At 64.9% G+C, this 15,447-nt stretch carries 13 protein-coding genes; 6 read left to right on the top strand and 7 right to left on the bottom strand.

Annotated features, from left to right (window positions below; all coding sequences use genetic code 11):
• Nucleotides 1–26: 26 nt before the first annotated feature.
• Nucleotides 27–869, bottom strand: coding sequence for a L,D-transpeptidase (locus K410_RS0107770; protein ID WP_028134323.1), 843 nt, complete (start codon nucleotides 867–869; stop codon nucleotides 27–29).
• Nucleotides 870–1,186: 317 nt separating this feature from the next.
• Here K410_RS0107770 and K410_RS0107765 point away from each other — a divergent pair, with 317 nt between their 5' ends.
• The gene (locus K410_RS0107765) at nucleotides 1,187–1,972 is read left to right on the top strand and encodes a protein phosphatase CheZ (protein WP_028134322.1); all 786 of its coding nucleotides are present in this window, start codon (nucleotides 1,187–1,189) and stop codon (nucleotides 1,970–1,972) included.
• Nucleotides 1,973–2,138: 166 nt separating this feature from the next.
• Here K410_RS0107765 and K410_RS0107760 read toward each other — a convergent pair whose 3' ends face one another.
• A complete protein-coding gene (locus K410_RS0107760; protein WP_028134321.1) occupies nucleotides 2,139–2,660 on the bottom strand; it encodes a hypothetical protein in 522 nt (173 codons plus the stop codon).
• A 316-nt stretch (nucleotides 2,661–2,976) separates the two neighbouring features.
• Between K410_RS0107760 and K410_RS0107755 the strand changes: the two genes are divergently transcribed.
• From K410_RS0107755 to K410_RS0107745, 3 genes are all read left to right on the top strand, one after another.
• The gene (locus tag K410_RS0107755; RefSeq protein ID WP_028134320.1) at nucleotides 2,977–3,273 is read left to right on the top strand and encodes a co-chaperone GroES; all 297 of its coding nucleotides are present in this window, start codon (nucleotides 2,977–2,979) and stop codon (nucleotides 3,271–3,273) included.
• A gap of 147 nt (nucleotides 3,274–3,420) precedes the next feature.
• Nucleotides 3,421–5,052, top strand: coding sequence for a chaperonin GroEL (groL, locus tag K410_RS0107750; protein WP_028134319.1), 1,632 nt, complete (start codon nucleotides 3,421–3,423; stop codon nucleotides 5,050–5,052).
• Between the two features lie 141 nt (nucleotides 5,053–5,193).
• Nucleotides 5,194–6,405 (top strand): hypothetical protein, encoded by a 1,212-nt coding sequence (locus K410_RS0107745; RefSeq protein WP_028134318.1) that lies wholly within the window; start codon nucleotides 5,194–5,196, stop codon nucleotides 6,403–6,405.
• 149 nt (nucleotides 6,406–6,554) lie between these two features.
• On the opposite strand, the gene K410_RS0107740 is transcribed toward K410_RS0107745, so the two are convergent.
• Nucleotides 6,555–6,953: an META domain-containing protein gene (locus K410_RS0107740; RefSeq protein WP_028134317.1), complete on the bottom strand. Its 399-nt coding sequence runs from the start codon at nucleotides 6,951–6,953 to the stop codon at nucleotides 6,555–6,557.
• A gap of 137 nt (nucleotides 6,954–7,090) precedes the next feature.
• A complete protein-coding gene (locus K410_RS0107735) occupies nucleotides 7,091–8,755 on the bottom strand; it encodes an L-lactate permease (protein WP_028134316.1) in 1,665 nt (554 codons plus the stop codon).
• A gap of 311 nt (nucleotides 8,756–9,066) precedes the next feature.
• On the opposite strand from K410_RS0107735, the gene K410_RS0107730 reads away from it, so the two are divergent.
• Nucleotides 9,067–10,824, top strand: a complete 1,758-nt coding sequence (locus tag K410_RS0107730) for an ABC transporter ATP-binding protein/permease (RefSeq protein WP_028134315.1) — start codon at nucleotides 9,067–9,069, stop codon at nucleotides 10,822–10,824.
• A gap of 167 nt (nucleotides 10,825–10,991) precedes the next feature.
• On the opposite strand, the gene K410_RS0107725 is transcribed toward K410_RS0107730, so the two are convergent.
• Nucleotides 10,992–12,020: a TorF family putative porin gene (locus tag K410_RS0107725; protein WP_028134314.1), complete on the bottom strand. Its 1,029-nt coding sequence runs from the start codon at nucleotides 12,018–12,020 to the stop codon at nucleotides 10,992–10,994.
• Between the two features lie 559 nt (nucleotides 12,021–12,579).
• Here K410_RS0107725 and K410_RS40270 point away from each other — a divergent pair.
• The gene (locus K410_RS40270; RefSeq protein WP_196235997.1) at nucleotides 12,580–12,867 is read left to right on the top strand and encodes a hypothetical protein; all 288 of its coding nucleotides are present in this window, start codon (nucleotides 12,580–12,582) and stop codon (nucleotides 12,865–12,867) included.
• Between the two features lie 4 nt (nucleotides 12,868–12,871).
• Here K410_RS40270 and glcF read toward each other — a convergent pair whose 3' ends face one another.
• Both glcF and K410_RS0107705 read right to left on the bottom strand, forming a co-directional pair.
• Nucleotides 12,872–14,194 carry a glycolate oxidase subunit GlcF gene (gene glcF, locus K410_RS0107710; RefSeq protein WP_028134312.1) on the bottom strand — a complete coding sequence of 441 codons (1,323 nt, stop codon included), beginning with the start codon at nucleotides 14,192–14,194 and terminating at the stop codon, nucleotides 12,872–12,874.
• The gene (locus K410_RS0107705) at nucleotides 14,191–15,429 is read right to left on the bottom strand and encodes an FAD-binding protein (protein WP_028134311.1); all 1,239 of its coding nucleotides are present in this window, start codon (nucleotides 15,427–15,429) and stop codon (nucleotides 14,191–14,193) included. The genes glcF and K410_RS0107705 overlap by 4 nt, the downstream gene beginning before the upstream one ends.
• Nucleotides 15,430–15,447: the final 18 nt, after the last annotated feature.

Genomic DNA, 15,447 nt, shown 5'->3' with positions numbered 1-15,447 from the left:
CCGTTTTCATTTCGCAACTCAGGCGATCACAACACCACGACCTTGGTGCCGACATTGACGCGGCCATAGAGATCGATGACGTCCTCGTTGCGCATGCGGATGCAGCCGGAGGAAACGTTGGTGCCGATGGTCCAGGGCTCGTTGGAGCCGTGGATGCGGTAGAGCGTCGAGCCCAGATACATCGCGCGGGCGCCGAGCGGGTTCTCCGGGCCGCCTTCCATGTGCCGGGGCAGATCCGGCCGGCGCGCCAGCATCTCGGCCGGCGGCGTCCAGTCCGGCCATTCGCGCTTGGCCGTGATCGACTTCACGCCCGACCAGGTGAAGCCGGGACGCCCCACACCGATGCCGTAGCGCATCGCCCGGCCGTTGCCCTCGACGAGGTAGAGGAACTTGTTCGGGGTATCGACGACGATCGTGCCGGGACTTTCCTTGCCGCTATAGTCAACGAGTTGTTTCTCGAATTTCGGATCGAGCGGGCGCTGCCGCGGATCGACCGCCTCCTGCTGGAGCGCACTTTGCTGATAGCCCCCCGGCTGATACCCGCCCTGTTGATACCCACCCTGCATCTGCGGCTCGCCCATCGGCGGCAGGCGGCGCTGATCGTAATAGGCCGGCTGCTGCTGATACACCGGCCGCTCGGGCGCGTAGGCCGGACCGCGGCCGGGGCCGTCGCCGAACAGGAATTCAATGAAGCCGCCGCCCATGTTCGAATTGGAGGCGACGCGCACCGGCGCCGGCGGCAGTTGCGGCGCATAGAGCACCGCAGGCGGATCGCTCGGCACGCTGTTGTCGAAGGCGCCGGCGTCGCTCGCGCCGGCCATGAAGGTGCAGGCGCTGCCGAGCAGCGCGACAGACATTTTCTTGAACATCGACGTACTCTGTACTGTTTCGTCTAGATCACATGCGTCGTGGAGAGCCGGTGGCTGATCCGCGCCCTTCGACGTGGTCAATAAAAGGCAAAAGCCGTTTTGTTTGGTAAACGGAAGGCGCGTTTGGATTCACCACGTCGCGAGCGCAACGGCAATTTGGCGATCAGCGTTTATTTTCGATGAACGCGGCGCGGCCATGGTTAATCGCTTCTTTGCAATGCGGCGCGCGGCGCCCGCACAACAGTTCCGGCTGTGAACTTCGTGTTAAATCGCTTCTGCCTACAAAGACGCGTGTGTGAGGTGGGGGGAGTATCCTGATGGCTGTTCACCGCAAACGTTTTCGCGTCGAGGATATCGCTGGTGGCGAGATGCCGATTTTGGACGTAACCGAAGAGGCAATCCCGATGCATAGCGAGATCATGGCCGAGCTACGCGCGATCCGCGCGCAGATGGCGAAGGGCGTCACGGCGGCCCCGCTGTCCGGTAGCGCGGCCATGGCGGCGATCGACGCCTCTACCGCCCACGAGCTTTCCGAGGCTCGCACGATGCTCGAGACCTATCGGGCCCAGATCGAGCAGTGCGAGAAGCTGAAGGTCGAGCTCGACCTGATCCATGACGCCATCGACCGCACCAAGCGCGAAATCGCGACGCTGCACGGCAAGAGCTTCGACGGCGGCGAAATGGCCAAGGTCAATGGCGAGCTCGGCGCGGTGGTCGGCGGCACCGAGCAGGCGACGCAGCAGATCCTCGAAGCCGCGGAATCGATCGACCAGGCCGCCAGCGCGATGTCCAAGGTGGACTCGATCGACCAGCAGAAGCGGCTCGCCGACGACATCCAGGAGCGTGTCATCTCGATCTTCGAAGCCTGCAACTTCCAGGACCTGACCGGCCAGCGCATCAGCAAGGTCATGACCACGATGAAGTTCATCGAGCAGCACATCAATGCGATGATGGACATCTGGGGCGGCGTCGACGCGATAAAGTCCCACGTGCCGGCGCATGTGGACAATCGCAGCGAGGACGAAAAGCTTCTCAACGGCCCGAAGCTCAACGGCGACGTCGGTCACGCCTCGCAGGACGACATCGACGCACTGTTCGACTGAACGGACGCGGCAGGCAGAACAAAACGCCGGCCCCTGGGCCGGCGTTTTTTGTTGTCTTCGTCATTGCGAGGAGCGAAGCGACGAAGCAATCCAGACCATCTCCGCGGAAGCAGCCTGGATTGCTTCGCTGCGCTCGCAATGACGAGAGGTCAGGCCGAAGGCCGCCTCACGCCCTCGGTGCGCAGCGGACGTAGACCATGTTGCCGTAACGGGTGGCGGCGTCCTTGTCGATGAAGCGGGTGATCAGGACGCGGCCGTCGAAGGAGATGATTTCGCGGTCCTGGTCGCCCGGGGTCGGCCCCGCCGGTCCGATGTAGTTCTTGCCGCTCGGCGAGCCCTTCAGCCGCAGCTCCTGGGGCGTCGCCTGGTCGGCCAGATGCATGATCACGCCGCCGGAGGAACCGGCGGTGATCACGTAGGGATTCTTGCACTGGGCCCGGGCGGCCGCCTCGGTGCGGGCGCGGTCGGCCGGGTTCTGGAACGAGGCCAGACCCCAGCGGCCCACGATCTCGTCGGCGCGAATGGTCGCAGGCATTTCCGGGGCGACGCCCGGCTCCGCTTCGGGCGGTGGCGGGGACGACGAGAAGGACGGCAGGCTCAAGCCGCCGCCACAGGCGCCCAGCAGCAGCGCCAGACAAGATGCGGCCGCCAGATTGGCAACCGCGCGCGCGTGAGCTGAACTGATCATGGCATTCCCCCGAGCAAGACCATGGCCGCACCCCTCCTGCAGCCAAGCGCAAAAAAGCTGCCGGAGCAATGACGTCCTTTGACAGGTCGGCGCCCCGAACAAGTTTCCAATGCCACCATCCTATATCCGCCTCACCAATCGCTTAACCACCTTTGCTTGACAGGATCGCGGCCAAGCCATATTTCCGAGCCCACTATTAGCACTCGGAAAGCCCGATTGCTAAGCGCGCCGTTCGATCTTCGGGATAGGGGATGGACGGAAGCGCCGCCGCACCCACTTCCACTACTTCCGAAGCGAGCCTCCAAAGGGAAACGTCATGGCTAAATCCAAATTTCGTCCGCTGCATGACCGTGTCGTGGTCAAACGTATCGACGCCGAGGAAAAGACCAAGGGCGGCATCATCATTCCGGACACCGCCAAGGAAAAGCCGTCCCAGGGCGAGGTCGTCGCCGTCGGCCCGGGCGGCCGCGACGAGACCGGCAAGCTGACCCCGATCGACCTCAAGGTCGGCGACCGCGTGCTGTTCGGCAAGTGGTCGGGCACCGAGGTCAAGATCGACAACGAAGAGCTCCTGATCATGAAGGAGTCGGACATCATGGGCGTGCTGGCCTAAGGCCATCCGCCTGAACAGCCGCTGAATGTCGTGCCCGGATCAACGCGATCCGGGCATCCATCATTCCGCCGGGTTTGATCTCCGGATCCCGGAAGCGATGCGACGAGCGAGCGGCAGACACATCACGAAAAACGAGGGATTGCAGAAATGGCTGCCAAAGAGGTCAAGTTTTCCGGAGACGCGCGCGATCGCATGCTGCGCGGCGTCGACATTCTTGCCAACGCCGTCAAGGTGACGCTCGGCCCGAAGGGCCGCAACGTCGTCATCGAGAAATCGTTCGGCGCGCCCCGCATCACCAAGGACGGCGTCACCGTCGCCAAGGAGATCGAGCTCGAGGACAAGTTCGAGAACATGGGCGCCCAAATGGTGCGTGAGGTCGCCTCCAAGACCAACGACCTCGCCGGCGACGGCACCACCACCGCGACCGTGCTGGCCCAGGCCATCGTGCGCGAAGGCGCCAAGGCGGTTGCCGCCGGCATGAACCCGATGGACCTCAAGCGCGGCATCGACAGCGCCGTGGCGGCCGTCGTCAAGGACATCGAGAAGCGCGCCAAGCCCGTCGCCGCCTCCTCCGAGGTCGCCCAGGTCGGCACCATCTCGGCCAACGGCGATGCCGCCATCGGCAAGATGATCGCCCAGGCGATGCAGAAGGTCGGCAACGAGGGCGTCATCACCGTCGAGGAGAACAAGTCGCTCGACACCGAAGTCGACATCGTCGAGGGCATGAAGTTCGACCGCGGCTATCTCAGCCCCTACTTCGTCACCAACCCCGAGAAGATGACCGCCGAGCTCGAGGACGCCTACATCCTCCTGCACGAGAAGAAGCTCTCGGGCCTGCAGGCCATGCTGCCGGTGCTGGAAGCGGTGGTGCAGTCGGGCAAGCCGCTCGTCATCATCGCGGAGGACGTCGAGGGCGAGGCGCTGGCCACCCTGGTCGTCAACCGTCTGCGCGGCGGCCTCAAGGTTGCCGCGGTCAAGGCGCCGGGCTTCGGCGACCGTCGCAAGGCCATGCTCGAGGATATCGCGATCCTGACCGGCGGCCAGCTCATCTCCGAAGACCTCGGCATGAAGCTCGAGAACGTCACGGTCAAGATGCTGGGCCGCGCCAAGAAGGTGGTGATCGACAAGGAGAACACCACCATCGTGAACGGCGCCGGCAAGAAGCCCGACATCGAGGCCCGCGTCGGCCAGATCAAGGCCCAGATCGAGGAGACCACCTCGGACTACGACCGCGAGAAGCTCCAGGAGCGCCTCGCCAAGCTCGCGGGCGGCGTCGCGGTGATCCGCGTCGGCGGCGCGACCGAGATCGAGGTCAAGGAGAAGAAGGACCGCGTCGAGGACGCCCTCAACGCCACCCGCGCCGCGGTGCAGGAAGGCATCGTCCCCGGCGGCGGCGTCGCGCTGCTCCGCGCCAAGAAGGCCGTCGGCCGCCTCTCCAACGACAATGACGACGTCCAGGCCGGCATCAACATCGTGCTGAAGGCGCTCGAAGCCCCGATCCGCCAGATCGCCGAGAATGCCGGCGTGGAAGGCTCGATCGTGGTCGGCAAGATCCTGGAGAACAAGTCCGAGACCTTCGGCTTCGACGCCCAGAACGAGGACTATGTCGACATGGTCGAGAAGGGCATCATCGATCCCGCCAAGGTGGTGCGCACCGCGCTGCAGGACGCCTCCTCCGTGGCCGGCCTGCTGGTGACCACCGAGGCCATGGTCGCCGAGACGCCGAAAAAGGAAGCCCCGCCCGCGATGCCCGCCGGCGGCGGCATGGGCGGCTTCTAAGTCCGTCTTTGCATTACAATGTTGTGAAGGCCGCCTCCGGGCGGCCTTCTTTTTTGCCGATCCTGCCTTCAGCTTTCCGATTCAACCGACGGCCGAAACCCACTACGGTGGCGCGCCGATTCTTGATCAGGGATTTTCGCGATGCGCGCGCTTCCGGTTTGTCTGACGATTGTCCTGGCGGCCCTGCTTGCGGTTGCGCCTGAGGTCGCCTCCGCCCAGATGAAGCTGTCGCCCAAGGCCACGGCGCCCGGCGGCGTGGAGACGCGCTATTTCACCTCCCTCGACGGGTTGATGGACGGCAATGCCGACGTGATCCTGAAGGAGACGCGCCAGGGCAAGACGGTCACCGCGGCCGTGCTCGACGTCTGTTACCCGATCGCGAAGAATTCCGACCGCAAGGACCGCTTCGTCGTCAATCTCCAGGTCGCTGGCCAGACGCTGACCGGCACCACGCAGAGCGTCAATGAGAAGGCGCCCGTCAGCGTCAAGCTGCTGCGCAAGCAGAGCGGAGACAGCTTCGAGTTTCGCGGCCAGATCAGCATCGGCCAGGCGGTGACCGAGGTCACATCGCCCGACAATTCCGATCTCAGCGAGAGGGAATTCCTGGACAACCAGACCTCCGACGACGGCATCACGCCGCAGCCGAAGGATTTCACCGACGTTTCGCCGGAGGCGATCGCGGTCAAGGTCAAGCTCGAGGCTGCGACCGACTTCCTGAAGAGCCTGAAGGGCCAGGATGTCGAGGTGACGCTGGCCAGCCTCAATGTCGGCTGCGACGCGCTGCGCGCCGGCGAGCAGACCATCAACATGTCGGTCGATCCCGAGCGCGCCGGCGCGCTGCTGGCGAAGTTCAAGGCGATGCCCGGCGTCACGGCCGCAGGCTGGACCGCCGGCATGACCGAGATGGACCGCACCATCCGCTTTGCCGCGGCCGACTGGCGCGAGGGCGACAAGATCAACCGCAGCAAGCTGGCGGCGGCCGTCTCGAACGTCTTGAGCAGAACGCTCGCGGCCAAGCCGGTCTCGCAGAGCTTCAACTCCGCCACGGGCAAGCTCATGCTGGTCTTCAAGCGGCCGAACCAGGATTTTCCGGCGCTCGAGCTGACCGACACGATCGAGGTCGCCGGGCTCGTCTCGCCGGACAAGCCGGGCGCCACCGACAAGCTCATGCTCTGGATCGGCAGCCCCGCGACGACGACCGCCGATGAGAGCAGCGGCGCCAAGCTCAAGCTCTCGGATGATGCGAGCCTGGACGAAGAAGGCGATCTGCCGGACGACAACGGCTCGATCGAGGCGCTTGTCAAGGAGCTGAAGGGGCAGCGGTGGGATGCCGACCAGTCGGTGTGGAAGTAATCGGCGCTATCGTGCCCCGGACGCAGCGCGAAGCGCTGCAGAGCCGGGGCCCAGAAGGCCACAAGCGCACTTGCGGATGAGAAACTGGGTCCCGGCTCTGCGTCGCATCGCTTGAGCGATGCGCCTTGTCCGGGACACGAAAGCGGGACTCAATTCCCCGTGGTACGAAAGCGCAACGACTTCGGGCCGATCAGGGTCAGCACATCGCCCTGGCGCTTCCAGGTCTCGACGCTGGAGAGCGCGGCGACGAGCTCGTCGTCGGCCTGGGCTCTTGCCGGCGGGCAGGAGCGGTCCTGGATCTGCCCGGGAACGAAGATCACGGTGTTGCCGGCGACCGAGAACTGGCCCTTGCCGCCCTTGCACCAGAGCTCCAGCACGACCTCGCCGTGGTCGCCGATCTCGATGTTCGGAATCCGCTTGGAGCCTGCTTGCGGCAACGCTTCCAGCGTCATCTCGGTGCCGAACGGAAAACCGTCCTCGGCACGCGCGGGCGTGGACATCGCGACCATTGCAACCGCCGCACACACCAACCGCTTGAACCCAACCATGAGACCTCTCGTCCGACCTGATTTTGCGCACCTTCTATAAGACGGCGGCGCCATTGAGAAGGTTCGCTCAATCAAGCTGCAAAACCCCGCGAGGGCGAACCTCGCGGGGATCTGCGTCGAAAGCCGGACGTGGCCCGCTACTTCAGGACCATCGCCGTGAACGGCCAGACATAGGCCTGCAACGTCACGAGCACGCCGACGAGGCACGCCAGCACGATCGAGTGCCAGAACACGAAGCGCAGGATGGTGCCCTCATGCCCGTACCAATTGGTCGCGGTGGAGGCGACCACGATCGACTGGGCGTCGATCATCTTGCCCATCACGCCGCCGGACGAGTTCGCCGCGCTCATCAGGATCGGCGACAGGCCGAGCTGCTCGGAGGTGATCTTCTGCAGGTTGCCGAACAAGATATTGGACGACGTATCCGATCCCGTCAGCGCCACGCCGAGCCAGCCGAGCAGCGTGCCGAAGAAGGGATAGAGCACGCCGGTGGCCGCAAAGGCGAGGCCGAGCGTCGCGTCGACGCCCGACAGGCGCGTCAGCGTGCCGATCGCGAGCATCGCCGAGATCGTCACCAGCGAGATCGCACAGAGCCGGATGGTCCGGCCGTATTCGGTCAGGAGCCGGCCGGGACCGACCCCCATCAGGACGCCGGAGATGATCGCCGCGATCAGCATGCCCGTGCCGGTGAAGGAGAGATAGGTGAAGGCGAACACCGCGCTCTCTTTGGTCGGCCCCGGCGCGACCGGCGGCATCTTGTTGATCATCTGATGCAGCTCGGGGACGGGATAGTTCCAGACGAAAATCGAATTCGCCCAGCCCTTAAAGGCGCCGTTGCCCCAGATCAGCATCACGATGCAGACGATGGCCCACGGCAACAGCGCGCTGAACAGCTCGCTCTGCGTCAGCGGCGTCCGGTCGAGCGGCTTTGCGGCCGCCATGGTGGCCGCCGATTCGTCGCGGCCGCGCAGCGCCGGCGACAGCCAGAGCTCCCTCGGCCGCCAGACCTTCAGGAACAGGATCAGCGCCCCCATCGAGATCAGCGATGCGCCGATATCGACGATCCACGGATTGATGTAGTTCGAGATCACGAATTGCGGGATTGCGAACGACACGCCGGTAACGAGGATCGCCGGCCAGACATCCTTCATACCCTTCCAGCCCGCGAACGCCCACACCACCCAGAACGGCACGAGCAGCGAGAAGAACGGCAATTGCCGTCCGACCATCGCGCCGAGGATGTAGGGATCGAGCCCGGTGACCGAGGCAAGGCCCTGGATCGGCGTGCCCAGCGCGCCATAGGCGACCGGCGCGGTGTTGGCGATCAGCGACAGGCCGGAGGCCGCGAGCGGCGAGAAGCCGAGCCCGATCAGCACGGCGCCGGTGATCGCGACCGGCGTACCGAAGCCCGAGGCGCCCTCGAAGAACGCCCCGAACGAGAACGCGATCAGCAGCAATTGCAGCCGCCGGTCCTCGGTAACGCCGCCGACCGCGCGCTTGAGCAACTCGAAGCGGCCGGTGCTCACCGTCACCTGGTAGAGGAAGATGACATTGAGGACGATCCAGCCGATCGGGAAGAACCCGGTGACGATGCCCAGCACCGAGGCGCGGATCGACATGTTCGCCGGCATGGTGAAAACGAAGATCGTGATCAGGTTGGTCACGATCACGGCGACGATAGCCGCGATATGGGCCTGGACGCGGCCGCTCGCGATCAGCACCAGCAGCGTGACGACGGGCACTGCCGCCGCAATCGTCGACAGGACCGGGCTGTGCAATGGATCATAGATTTGATTCCACATGGTCTTCTCCCCACGCATGTTGCGGCAGGCGGCCCGCGTGGAGAGCCGATCCTGCTTGATGTTCGAAGCGATACCCCCGCGCTGGAGGCAAATGCCTCGCGAATGCAGCGGTTCCCGCCCGCTCACAAGGTCGCGAAATCCCCGAGCGCCCCTGGCCCGCGCCGTCGAAGGCCATGCTAGGGTTGCGGGGTGCGACAAGACAACGCAAATTGCAGAACCTGCGACTTTAGTCTAGGCGCGCCGCTTTCCGCCATGGTTTCAAGTCCTTGGCTCCGGCTATTTGTCCACATTCCCCGAGGAGACCCCGCTCTGTGAAGAACATCAGCGCCACGCTCGCGATCGTCTGGCGAATCGCCGCTCCCTATTTCCGGTCGGAGGACAAATGGGCCGGCCGCGGCCTGCTCGCCGTCATCGTCGCGATGGAGCTGGTGCTGGTCGCGATCAACGTGCTGCTCAATCAATGGCAGAACCGGTTCTACAGCGCGCTGCAGGCCTACGATCTGCCCGAATTCGTCAAGGAGGTCTGGATCTTCCTGGGCCTTGCCTTCACCTTCGTCGCGCTGGCCGTCTACAAGCTCTATCTGAACCAATGGCTGCAGATCCGCTGGCGGCAATGGCTGACGCGACATTATCTCGGCGAATGGCTCGACGGCGCCACGCATTACCGCATGCAGCTCAAGGGCGACGCCGCCGACAACCCGGACCAGCGTATCACCGAGGACGTCAAGACCTTCGTCGAACAGACGCTGAGCATCGGCCTCGGCCTGTTGTCCTCCATCGTGACGCTGGCCTCGTTCATCGTCATCCTCTGGGGCCTGTCCTACAAGGCGCCCTTGTACATCTACGGCACCGACATCATCGTCCCCGGCTTTCTGGTCTGGTGCGCGGTGGCCTACGCGATCGCGGGCACCGCGCTGACGCATTGGATCGGCGCCCCGCTCATCAACCTGAATTTCGAGCAGCAGCGCTTCGAGGCCGATTTCCGCTTCAACCTGATCCGCGTGCGCGAGAATTCGGAGCAGATCGCCCTGTTGAAGGGCGAGAACGCCGAGCGCGGGCGGCTGCTGCAACGCTTCGGCTTCGTCATCGGCAATTGGTACGAGATCATGAGCCGGACCAAGCGGCTGACCGCGTTCACGGCCAGCTACGGCCAGGCTGCGACGCTGTTTCCCTATGTGGTGGTGGCGCCTGCCTATTTCGCCAAGCGCATCCAGCTCGGCGACATGATGCAGACCGGCTCGGCGTTCGGCAGCGTGCAGGACGCGCTGTCGTTCTTCGTCACGGCCTATCGCTCGCTCGCCGAGTGGCGTGCCGTGATCGCCCGCCTCGACGGCTTCGAGATGTCGGTCAGCGCCGCCGCCCGCGGCGCGACGCTCGAACCGGCTATCGACGTCGTGCCATCGAGGGGCGAGGCCATCACGCTCGAGCAATTGCTCGTCAAGCTGCCGAACGGCGCGCCTCTGGTCGCGGCCAACGCCTTCACGATCCAGCCGTCGGAGCGGGTGCTGGTGACCGGCGCGTCGGGCTCCGGCAAATCGACATTGTTCCGGGCCATGGCCGGCATCTGGCCGTTCGGCACCGGCACGATCGCGATCCCTGAGAAGGCGAAGCTGATGATGCTGCCGCAGCGGCCGTATTTCCCGATCGGCCCGCTCGGCGACGCCGTCATCTATCCGGCCGGGCACGGCTCGATCCCGCCCGAGAAGATCCGCGACGCGCTGGTTGCGGTCGGCATGCCGCGCCTGGCGGACCGGCTCGACGAGGACGCGCATTGGAATCGGACGTTGTCGCTCGGCGAGCAGCAACGCCTCGGCCTTGCCCGCGCGTTGCTGCACGTGCCCGATTATCTCTTCCTCGACGAGGCGACCGCCTCGCTGGACGAGCCGTCCGAGGACCGGCTCTACCGGCTGCTGACGGAGAAGCTGCCGCAGGCCACCATCGTCTCGATCGGCCACCGCTCGACGCTGGACGCCTTCCATACCCGCAAGGTGGCGCTGGTGCCGGATGGCGATATCCACGTGCTCGGGACGCGCGGCGAGGCGGCGCCGGAGCCGACCACGGCGCGCTGAGGGCCGGCCGGAAAGGGAGCAGCTCGCTCCGGCGTCCGTCTTGCGAGCGGACCCCCGGCAGCCTCCGGCCCCCCTTCGCGTTTGGCGCCTCGCGTTGTCTCAGGCCCTCAAAGCAAGAGGGCGGCAGGTTGCCCTGCCGCCCTCGCTAAGTCGTTCCGGGAAGAAGCTTACTTCAGGTTGGTCATCGCCGTCAGATCGAACGAGAGCTTGGCGATACCGGTCGCGCCGCACCACTTCGAGCCGACGCCCGAGGGATTGATGCTGCTGTAGCTGCCGTTGAAGGTGGAGGTGTAGTCGCTGGTGAAAGCGTTGCAGTCCGCCTTGGAAAGATCGGTGTCCGAGTAACGCAGGTCCAGCGTCATGACCTTGTAGGTGAAGCCGACGCCGATGTTCCAGGTGTTATAGTCGGCATATTTGATGCCGTTCGGGAAGAACGGGCCGACATAGCCCGGACCCGCTGCTGCGGGGCCCGTGCCGTAGAAGGAGTCGGAAGTGCCGAACCACTGACGGCCGAATTCGCCCGACACATACATGCCGACGCCGCTCGAACCGAAGGTCGTGCTCGGCGCCGTCCACTTGCCCGTGATCGAGGCGTAGTTGCCCCAGGCGCCGGTGTTGAGGAAGTTCGGCGAGTAGAACTCGTTGATGCCGAACGCCCAGTTGTCGTTCACCGTGTAGGTCATCTTGCCGTAGACTTCGAAGAAGCTGACGTCCTTCTTCATCACGTTGCCATTCGGCAGGGCATTCGCGGCGCAATTGGCGCCCTGGAAGTTGCCCGCAAAGTCGACGCCAGTGCCACCGTAGTAGCAGGTCCCGCCCGGATACAGGTAACCCCAGACGCCGATGTCGAAGGCGAAGGCGCCGAAGGTCGGGCGGATACCGCCGTAGATGTCGATTTCGGCCGCAGCGCGGTTCGGGAAGGAGATGCTCTCACCGGCCACGCCGATATAGAGCTGGAGGTCCTTGGTGACGTTGTAGCGCGGCTCGAAATAGGCGGCGACCGACGGCTTGTTGTTCGACTGCGTGATGCCGCGGAAGACGTAGTTGCTCATGATCGCGCCGCCGAAGGCGATATCCCACGGATCGAACGCCGGCGGCGGCGGGGCCCTCAGCGCCTTCACGTGCATGTCCGCCGCGAAAGCCGATCCCGTCGTCACAATTGCCAGCGCCGTTGCTAACAAAGCCACTTTCTTCATTTCGATCCCCATCGCCAGTTCTACGCAGTCGGATCCCGGAAGCCCCCCGGCGAACGACCTGTGTGCAAAATCACGTTACTGCGACAATCTGGATGGTGGGATGGGACCCGTGAAGCAAAAATCACGGGCATCTGCCGCCTTTTTGGGCGTTTTGACGATTCCACGAAAGGTTGTCGGCCGGTGTGACTTCTTGATCACATCATTTGCATTCCAAGGTGCACCGAGCAGCCCGTGCAAGTACGGAGAAGGCGGCCAGCGTGACAATCCAGCTACGAATCAGCCGCCCCAAAGGGGAACGCCTTGCCGGAGATGCTGGTCGCGATGCAAAAAGGCCGCAGCGTCACCGCAGCGGCCTTCATTGGCAGCACTTTTCCGGATTGTGCTTTAGCGTTGCTCCTCGGCCGGCGCCGCTTCCGCAGAAGACGAAGGCATCGCCCAACTCGTCTCCGCTGCCGGCTCAGGAGCCGGGGCGGCCGGCGGTGCTGACGGCTTCGGCGCGGGAGCTGCCTTCGCCTTCTTCGGTGCCGCTTTCTTCGCGGCTTTCTTCGGTGCAGCCTTCTTGGCCGCCTTCTTCACAGCCTTCTTGGCCGACGTCTTCGCAGACTTCTTCCCGGCCTTCCTGGGAACGGCCTTCTTCGATTTCTTGGCAGATTTCTTGGCCGACTTCTTCGCGGACTTCTTGGTTGCCTTCCTGGCGGACTTCTTCGCCGCTACAACCTTCTTGGCCTTTTTGGCCTTCTTGCTTTTCTTCTTCTTCGCTTTCGCCATCGTGGTCCTCCTGTTGCCGCCGAACAATGGTGATCGGGCGTCTTCAGTCGTCACCTCGGGAGGAAAGTTCAGGCTCTGAAAGCTCAAACTGACGCGTTCAGTGCCGGCCGCGACCCGCCCGTCGCCCAATCGAGAAGCTCAATCGTGTGTACGACCGGAACTGACGTGCCACTGGCAATCTGCACCATGCAGCCGATATTGCCCGCGGCAATCATGTCCGGCTTGATGCTCGCGATGTTGGCGACCTTGCGATCGCGCAACCGGCCCGCAAGCTCGGGTTGGAGAATGTTGTAAGTCCCCGCCGAACCGCAACACAAATGGCTCTCCGGCACATCTTTCACCACGAATCCATTCTTGGAAAGCAATTCTTTCGGAAGGGCCGTGATTTTCTGCCCGTGCTGCAGCGAACAAGCTGAGTGATAGGCGACGACGATGTTGTCCTGGCGCGCGGTCGGTTCGAGTCCGAGGCCGGCAACATATTCGGTGATGTCCTTGGCGAGCGCAGACACCTTTGCCGCATCGGCCGCAAACGTTTTGTCTTCCCGCAGCAGATAGCCGTAGTCCTTGATCACGGTGCCGCAGCCGGACGTGGTCACCAGGATGGCGTCGAGCCCCTCGCCTGCCGCTTCCTTCTGCCAGGCCGTGACATTGGCGCGGGCGCGGGCCAAGGCGTCGCGGTCGTCGCCGAGATGATGGGTCAGCGCACCGCAGCACTGCTCGTCCTTGACGAGGACGACCTCGATGCCGTGACGGGTGAGCAGGCTGATGGCGGCTTGGTTGATGCGCGGCGCCAGCACCTGCTGGGCGCAGCCCTGCAGCAGCGCGACCCGGCCGCGCTTCTTGCCGAGCGCTGCGAACACGCTGCCCGGGAGAGGCCCCGGTGACGGCAGCCGCTGCGGGGCCAGCGCCAGCATCGCCTTGATGCGCTGGATCAGGCCGGGCGTGGCCGAGGGGCGCGGCGTCGGCAGGAACACGGCAAGCGGCCGGGCCAGCCGGGCCAGCATCATGCTCCAGCGAAAGCGCTGCGGGTCCGGCAGGACGAAAGCCAGCACCTGACGCAGCAGCCGCTCGGCCAGAGGCCGCTGATAGCGCTGCTCGATCCTGACCCGGGCCTGGTCGACGAGGTGCATGTAGTTCACCCCCGAGGGGCAGGTCGTCATGCAGGCCAGACACGACAGGCAGCGGTCGACGTGCTTGACCACTTCGGCCGTCGGGGTCTGGTCCTTCTCCAGCATCTCCTTGATCAGATAAATGCGTCCGCGCGGACTATCGAGTTCGTCGCCGAGCAGCACATAGGTCGGGCAGGTTGCCGTGCAGAAGCCGCAATGGACGCAGGCGCGCAGAATCTTGTCGGCCTCGGCGATGTCGGGGTCGGCGAGCTGCGCCAGGGAGAATTCGGTCTTCATTCGGCAGCGCTCCGCGTGAGCCGTCCCCGGTTCAGGATGGTCTTCGGATCGAAACTAGCGCGGACCCGCTCGCTCAGGGCGGCGATGCCTGAGGCCTGCGGATGGAACACGTCGACATTGCGCCTGACCTCCTCGGCCGCCCGGATCAGCGTGGCGTGCCCGCCGAGCGCGTTGGCGCGGGCGCGCAGGGCCGGTCCGTGTGCATCGCCCTTCGGTGGCAGCGCCGCCCAGATCAGGCCGCCGCCCCAATCGTAGATCACCTCGCCGCCGGTCTCGCGCGCCAATTGCGTGCCGAGCACAGCACCCGAGGCGGGTGGGCAGACGATCCGCCACACCGGCCAAGCGCCGAGCGCGCCGCCGGCCGCGAACGGCAGCACGTCGCGGATCGCGGTCCACAGCGCCGCGGAAGCGACGTCCTCGATCAGCGTCGCGGTTCCAAACGGCGCCAGCAATTCGCGCAGCGAACCGGCGCGGTGGGCGGCGGAGGCCGTGATGCCCTCGAGCCGCAGCAGGGTCAGCGCCTCGCCCTCGCCGGCGAGATCGCCAAGCCCGTCGGCCTTGGCGCGGAACGTCTGAGACGGCAGATGCGCGGCGGCGGAGACGTCGAAGGGCGAGCCGAGCGCCGCGGTCATGGCCCTGTTGGCCGTGGCATCGTCGAGGCCGCGGAACAACAGTGTCCGCTCCGCCTCCGGTTTCGGCATCACCTTGAGGGTGACCTCCGTCATCACCGACAGCGTGCCCCAGGACCCCGCCAGCAGCTTGCAGAGGTCGTAGCCGGTGACGTTCTTCACCACCTTGCCGCCGGTCTTGAAGCTGTCGCCGAAGCCGGAGACGGCGTGCGCCCCCAGCAGGTGATCACGCGCCCCGCCCGCCCTGATGCGGCGCGGACCGGCGAGCCCGGCCGCGATCATGCCGCCGATGGTGCCTGATGGCGCGGTGCCGAGCAGCGGCGCGGTATCCATCGGCTCGAAGGCGAATTGCTGGTTCTTGGCATCGATCAGCGCCAGCACGTCGGCGAGCGGCGCACCGGCCTGGAGCGTGATGATGAGCTCGTTGGGCTCGTAGGAGGTGACGGCATTCAGCGCGGAGAGGTCGAGCACCGCATTGGTCGTCATCGCATGACCAATGTTGCGCTTGCTGCCATGACCGACGATCTCGAGCGGCTGCTCGTTCGCGATCGCCGCGCGCACGACTTCTTCGACGTCTTTGGCGTCTCTGACTTTGAGCGTATCCACGGGAAAAGGCGGTATCCA

The sequence above is a fragment of the Bradyrhizobium sp. 22 genome, assembly GCF_000482425.1.
GTDB lineage: Bacteria > Pseudomonadota > Alphaproteobacteria > Rhizobiales > Xanthobacteraceae > Bradyrhizobium > Bradyrhizobium japonicum_B.
This window is presented reverse-complemented; position numbering and strand designations above follow the sequence as displayed.